Source organism: Xanthomarina sp. (assembly GCF_035306605.1).
Classification (GTDB): domain Bacteria; phylum Bacteroidota; class Bacteroidia; order Flavobacteriales; family Flavobacteriaceae; genus Xanthomarina.
Genome location: NZ_DATGNR010000076.1, coordinates 1 through 5,808 on the forward strand (window position 1 = coordinate 1; position 5,808 = coordinate 5,808).

The window sequence follows — 5,808 nt, forward strand, 5'->3', positions numbered from 1 at the left end:
CCTAAACCTGAAGGTTTTGTAGAAAGACCTCCAAGAGATAACAACAGTAGAGACAACAATAGAGGATCTCGTGATAACAATCGTGGACGTGATAACAACAGACGCGACGATAGAAAACCAAGAGAAGATAAGAGAGACTAAATTCTTTTATATCCTATAAACTAAAGCCCATCAAAATAAAACTTGATGGGCTTTTTTCATTTCTTCAAGACGGAAAAACCTCAAAAAACACCGAGAATCAATAAAAAGCAACATTTTTTCTTAAAAAAAGATTAAAAAGAATCCAAAAATCAACTATTGCCGTACATCTTAGTATAAACACTAATAAAACGACATAAAGCATTCATGGATTCAAAAATAACAACTTCAAAAAGCCTAGAAACTAACACCAAATCAAGAATTCAAAAACTTATAAACTATTTAAGTTTTGCTTCCAATGATGAAGGGGAACCTAAAAGTTCTTACAATAAAATCACCTTACTGGGCACCCTCATTTTAATTACCATAGGAGTTTATTTGTTTTCTATATTCTATGTCGATTTTGAAAAATTTAATGCAGCTCGTAAAACCTCCATAATCGGATATACGTTTTTAGTTATTGCCGGAATTCTCTTTGTGTTTAAAGCATTTTATTTTCTTTATATCGGTTTTAGATACTTTAAATACAAACCCATTGAGTCCGTTTCTAACGAAGAATTACCTACTGTTACCATCATTGTTCCTGCCTATAACGAAAGCAAACAAGTTTGGGATACCCTTATGAGTTTAGCAGAAAGTGATTATCCAACAGAAAAAATGCAACTGTTAGCAATTGATGATGGTAGCTTAGATGACACTTGGGATTGGATGGTAAATGCCAAAAAGCGTCTTGGAGACCGTTTAGAAATACTTAAACAACCAAAAAACAAAGGAAAACGTCATGCCCTATACCGTGGATTTAATTTAGGAACAGGTGATGTTTTTGTTACTGTTGATAGTGACTCCATCGTTACAACAGACACCCTAAGAAATTTAGTAAGTCCATTTGTAAAAGATGAAAAATGTGGTGCCGTTGCAGGAAACATCCGAGTTTTAAACAATAAAAAAGAAATGCTTCCCAAAATGCTGGATGTAAGCTTTGTTATGAGTTTTGAATTTGTACGCTCTGCGGAAAGTACCTTAAACTCGGTATTATGTACGCCAGGAGCATTGGCTGCCTACCGAAGCACAGACGTTTATGCCTGTTTACCAGAGTGGATCAACCAAACGTTTATGGGGCAACCATCAGATATTGGAGAAGATCGCGCCATGACCAACATGATATTAAAACAAGGAAAACATGTGTTATTTCAAAGAAACGCTGTGGCCTACACCAATGTACCTGAAGGATACACAGGACTTTATAAAATGTTTATCAGATGGGGAAGAAGTAATGTTAGAGAAAACTTAGTGATGTCTAAATATGTGTTTACCAACTTTAGAGAAGGTAATAAATTTGGTAGTCGTTTACTATTTATCAGTCAATTCTCTCGCATAATCATGAGTTACCCTTTTGTGATTTTTATGCTGTTTTTCGTTTTAACGCATCCATTTTTATTTCTAGGATCCACCTTATTAAGCATTTTAGTCACTTCTACATTTTCGGTTATCTTCTATTCACATCGATACGAAATAAAAGAATCCATTTGGGCTTATACCTATAGCATTCTATACACGTTTGGCCTATTTTGGATTACACCATATGCCATAGCTACAGCAAGTAGAAGAGGCTGGCTAACCCGTGGTTTAGCAGAAAAAAGATAAGTAAAACCTATCCTAATTTACACAAAAAAGAGCCTAACATGAATTTGTTAGGCTCTTTTTTATAAAACAACTTATCGGCTACAAACCAACTTACCAACGCCTTTTTCAGACAAGCTGTCACCTTTTTGTCAATTATATCAAAAGCAGGTATTGCACAATTACTAATTAAACAGGTATATTATTGATGATTTCGCAAATATACGCCTCAAATATCATGTAAATAAGATTTATTGAAATTAAATCCCGATTTCGGGTGTTCCGTACAGTCCTTGCACTGTATATAGAAATTAACATAGTTAATCAATATATTATAACGATATGAAATTATTAGTAATTGGTGCCGGTAACATGGGTTTAACCTATTCTGAGGGGATGTCAAAGTCACCTCTTTTAGGAAAACACAAACTCAAAATTTACGATACCGACCCAAAAAAGATTACCACATTAAGTAAAGAACCTCTTTTTGATGTTTACGACAATTTAGAAGCTTGCTTACCAAAAGCAGACATTGTTTTTATTGCTGTAAAACCCTATCATTCCGAAGCCTTATTTAAAAACATGAAGACACACATTAACAACCAGCAACTATTTGTGTCGTTAATGGCAGGTGTAACTATAGGAACTATTCAAGAGCAGCTAGGTGCCAAAAAAGTGGTCCGGGCCATGCCTAATCTCCCAGCCAAAGTTGGTAAAGGCGTTACCTCCTACACCGAATCCAAAGATGTTTCCAAGGTAGAACTTATAATAGTTCGTAATTTATTGGATACCACAGGAACATCCATACATGTAAATACCGAAAAATTTATTGATGCCTCTACAGGTATTTCGGGTAGCGGCCCTGCCTATGTGTTTTACTTTATGCAATCCATGTTGGATGCCGCTTTAAAAATGGGGTTTTCAGATTACGATTCCAAAGTATTGGTAAGTAACACCTTTGAAGGTGCTATCGAATTATTCAACCAATCGGATATTTCACCAGAAATGTGGATTAGTCGCGTAGCATCAAAAGGTGGGACCACGCAAGCAGCCATAGACTCTATGGACGACAATAATGTAAAACAACTCATTCAAGATGCCGCATATGCCGCTTTTGATAGAGCAATAGAATTAGGACAAGAAAAATAATATGGACGACGACATTAAGCGCGTAGTAGTAAAAGTAGGAACAAATGTATTAACCAATAAAGACAACCGCATTTTAGGCCCGGTTTTAAGGGAATTAGTGCGCCAAATAGCCGTATTATATGAACGCGACGTGATGGTGGTTTTAGTATCTTCAGGGTCGGCTATTGCGGGAAAGGAAGTTTTAGGCGACATGAATATCACCGATAAATCCATTAGACGCCAAGTATATTCAGCTGTTGGCCAACCGCGAATGATGCGCCATTACTATAGTTTATTTCACGACTATGGTATGCGTTGTGCACAAGTTTTAGCAACAAAACGAGATTTCGATCCTGGAAAACATCGAGAGAATATGATTAACTGCTATGAAGGTTTGTTATCGGAAGGCATTGTACCCATAGCCAATGAGGATGATGCAGTTTCCATTACCATGTCTATGTTTTCTGACAATGATGAGTTAGCCAGCTTGGTAGCCGAATTGATCGATGCCGACCGTTTAATTATACTATCGGATCCAGAAGGTCTTTACACAGGACATCCTGATGATGAAGATTCCATAAGGATTAAAGAAGTTTCATTTAATCAAAATGTGGAACAATACGTAAAAGCTTCGGGTAAAAAAGAAGGTGAAGGTCGTGGCGGCATGGCATCGAAATTACGTATTGCGAAAGGAACTGCACAAAAGAACATTCCAACGTATATAGCCAATGGAAAGCGGGCAAATGTAATTGTTGACATTCTTGACAACAAGGAAGTAGGAACAAAATTTATTCAATAAAAACAACATTTATGGAATTATTACATACAGATAAAAAAAATAACGTTTTAAATTCAATGATTCACATTATTGAAAGAGAACGCAACAATATAATTAAAGCAAACCAACAAGATTTAGCTGCTTTTAACAAAGAAGATCAAGCTTTATACGACCGATTGGTAGTAAATTCTACTAAAATAGATGGAATGATTCAAGCCATTAAAGAAGTTCGTGATCAAGCAGATCCGGTTGGTGCCACTATTTCAGATATGACTCTGGATAGCGGTTTACAAATTACCAATAAAACAGCGCCTTTTGGAACAATAATGATTATTTACGAATCGCGACCAGATGTCACTATTGAAGCAGCTGTTCTAGCTTTTAAAGCCAACAATAAAATTTTATTGAAAGGTGGGAAAGAAGCCATTAACAGCAATCTCATTTTAGAAAAGTGCTGGCATGAAGCTTTGGAAGAAAATGGCTTATCGAAAGATTGGATAAAACTATTGCATTTAAAACGTGAAGAAACTCAAGAGTTTTTAAGAAATCCAACAGAGAAAATTGATTTAATTGTACCTCGTGGTGGGGAACGCTTAATTAATTTCGTAAAAAATCATGCTACTTGTGCCGTTTTAATTTCTGGTCGTGGAAACAACTTTTTATATGTTTCTGAACACGCAGATTGGGAAAAGGCTGTTAAAGTAATTATCAATGCAAAAACAGATAAGATTTCTGGATGCAACGCCTTAGACAACGTATTAATAGATAAAAACATTTCCAATTACAAAGAAAAAGTCAAAGACCTTCAAAAAACTTTAAATCATGTTGGTGTATCGCTAGTGGTCGATAAAAAAATAGCAAAGATTTTGACCACTGAAACCCAAATTCCAAATGAAGACACATGGTATGAAGAATTTCTAGCTATGAAAATTTTATTAGGAGAAGTGGCTAGTTTAGACGAAGCTATTGCGATGACTAACACGTATTCCGGTGGGCATTCTTCCGTTATTATAACTGAAGATAAAAATGAAGCAACCACATTTATGGAACAAATAGATAGTGCTGCGGTATACCACAATGCTTCAACCAGATTTACGGATGGCGGTCAAATGGGGGTTGGTGCCGAATTAGCAATTAGTACAGACAAATTGCACCATCGTGGGCCATTAGGTTTAAAACAATTGGTCACTAATAAATATTATGTCTTTGGTAATGGCCATATACGTGTGTAAAAAATAATTCAAACACATTTCAAACGGCATTGACTTTAAAACTAATGCCGTTTTTTTTATATAAATATGCGGATAATTATCTAGTTACTAGTTCTAGACTCGGAATTATATTCCTTTTCTAGTGATTGGGTATTTATAATGAAAAACCCATCAAGTATAAATTTGATGGGTTTTTAAATTTTATAAAGATGTTCTTATTGTGGAATACTCCTTTTAAAAGATTCCATCTGTTTTGCATCAAGTACAGAACTCATTTCTTTTTGAAAACTTTCTTCTCCCAATAATGTTGCTTGAATTGTATCTGCCTGTTTTGCTTGAGACTCTTCGCTTCCAAGTTCCTCAGCTCCAGAACTAACTATCAATTTCTGAAACTTTTCACTTTTTAATTGGCCCACTACAAATCCAGAAACCTGCTCTTGTTGCTTTTCGTTTAAATTTAAATTTTTGGTTAAACTCTTAACCTGTTCTGCAGCCAACTTCTCAATCATTGAGCCGCTAGAAGACGCATTACTCTTGGATATTGAAGATAGGTTTTGCGCTGAAACCTGCATCATTGCAAATGCGCAAAATAAAAATAGTATTTTTTTCATATCGTTAATTTTTGAATTAAATATTGGTTTAAGATACTACATTTCCATTAATTTTTTTGAAAAAAAGTACTTTCAAAAAAATAATCATCTTTTCCTGTAACAAAATTTAATCTTTAAACGTATAACCATAACACAAAGTATCAACTTAATTATTTATAGGCAATCAATAGATGAGACAACTTAAAATTACCAAGCAGGTTACCAATAGAGAAACCGCTTCCCTAGACAAATATCTTCAAGAAATTGGAAAAGTTGACTTAATTACTGCAGACGAGGAAGTAGAATTAGCACAACGTATTAAAGCAGGAGATCAACTTGCTTT

General features: G+C 35.0%; 6 protein-coding genes. 5 read left to right on the forward strand and 1 reads right to left on the reverse strand.

Annotated elements, in window-relative coordinates:
• The first annotated feature begins 345 nt into the window (after window positions 1-345).
• The 4 genes from VKY41_RS10370 (at window position 346) to VKY41_RS10385 (ending at window position 4,896) form a co-directional block, all read left to right on the forward strand.
• Window positions 346-1,782 (forward strand): glycosyltransferase family 2 protein, encoded by a 1,437-nt coding sequence (locus VKY41_RS10370; RefSeq protein ID WP_500814383.1) that lies wholly within the window; start codon window positions 346-348, stop codon window positions 1,780-1,782.
• 318 nt (window positions 1,783-2,100) lie between these two features.
• Window positions 2,101-2,907, forward strand: coding sequence for a pyrroline-5-carboxylate reductase (proC, locus tag VKY41_RS10375; protein WP_500814384.1), 807 nt, complete (start codon window positions 2,101-2,103; stop codon window positions 2,905-2,907).
• A 1-nt stretch (window position 2,908) separates the two neighbouring features.
• Window positions 2,909-3,685 (forward strand): glutamate 5-kinase, encoded by a 777-nt coding sequence (gene proB / locus VKY41_RS10380; RefSeq protein WP_500814385.1) that lies wholly within the window; start codon window positions 2,909-2,911, stop codon window positions 3,683-3,685.
• Between the two features lie 11 nt (window positions 3,686-3,696).
• Window positions 3,697-4,896 carry a glutamate-5-semialdehyde dehydrogenase gene (locus tag VKY41_RS10385; RefSeq protein ID WP_500814386.1) on the forward strand — a complete coding sequence of 400 codons (1,200 nt, stop codon included), beginning with the start codon at window positions 3,697-3,699 and terminating at the stop codon, window positions 4,894-4,896.
• A gap of 194 nt (window positions 4,897-5,090) precedes the next feature.
• Here VKY41_RS10385 and VKY41_RS10390 read toward each other — a convergent pair whose 3' ends face one another.
• Window positions 5,091-5,486, reverse strand: a complete 396-nt coding sequence (locus VKY41_RS10390) for a hypothetical protein (protein WP_500814387.1) — start codon at window positions 5,484-5,486, stop codon at window positions 5,091-5,093.
• A 170-nt stretch (window positions 5,487-5,656) separates the two neighbouring features.
• Between VKY41_RS10390 and VKY41_RS10395 the strand changes: the two genes are divergently transcribed.
• A partial coding sequence (locus VKY41_RS10395) for a sigma-70 factor domain-containing protein (protein WP_500814388.1) occupies window positions 5,657-5,808 on the forward strand: 152 nt, incomplete at its 3' end.

What these genes read in the sequence shown, in the direction of transcription:
- VKY41_RS10390 (WP_500814387.1), bottom strand. Translation starts at nt 5,486, where the DNA reads ATGAAAAAAATACTATTTTTATTTTGCGCATTTGCAATGATGCAGGTT.
- proC (WP_500814384.1), top strand. Translation starts at nt 2,101, where the DNA reads ATGAAATTATTAGTAATTGGTGCCGGTAACATGGGTTTAACCTATTCT.
- proB (WP_500814385.1), top strand. Translation starts at nt 2,909, where the DNA reads ATGGACGACGACATTAAGCGCGTAGTAGTAAAAGTAGGAACAAATGTA.
- VKY41_RS10385 (WP_500814386.1), top strand. Translation starts at nt 3,697, where the DNA reads ATGGAATTATTACATACAGATAAAAAAAATAACGTTTTAAATTCAATG.
- VKY41_RS10370 (WP_500814383.1), top strand. Translation starts at nt 346, where the DNA reads ATGGATTCAAAAATAACAACTTCAAAAAGCCTAGAAACTAACACCAAA.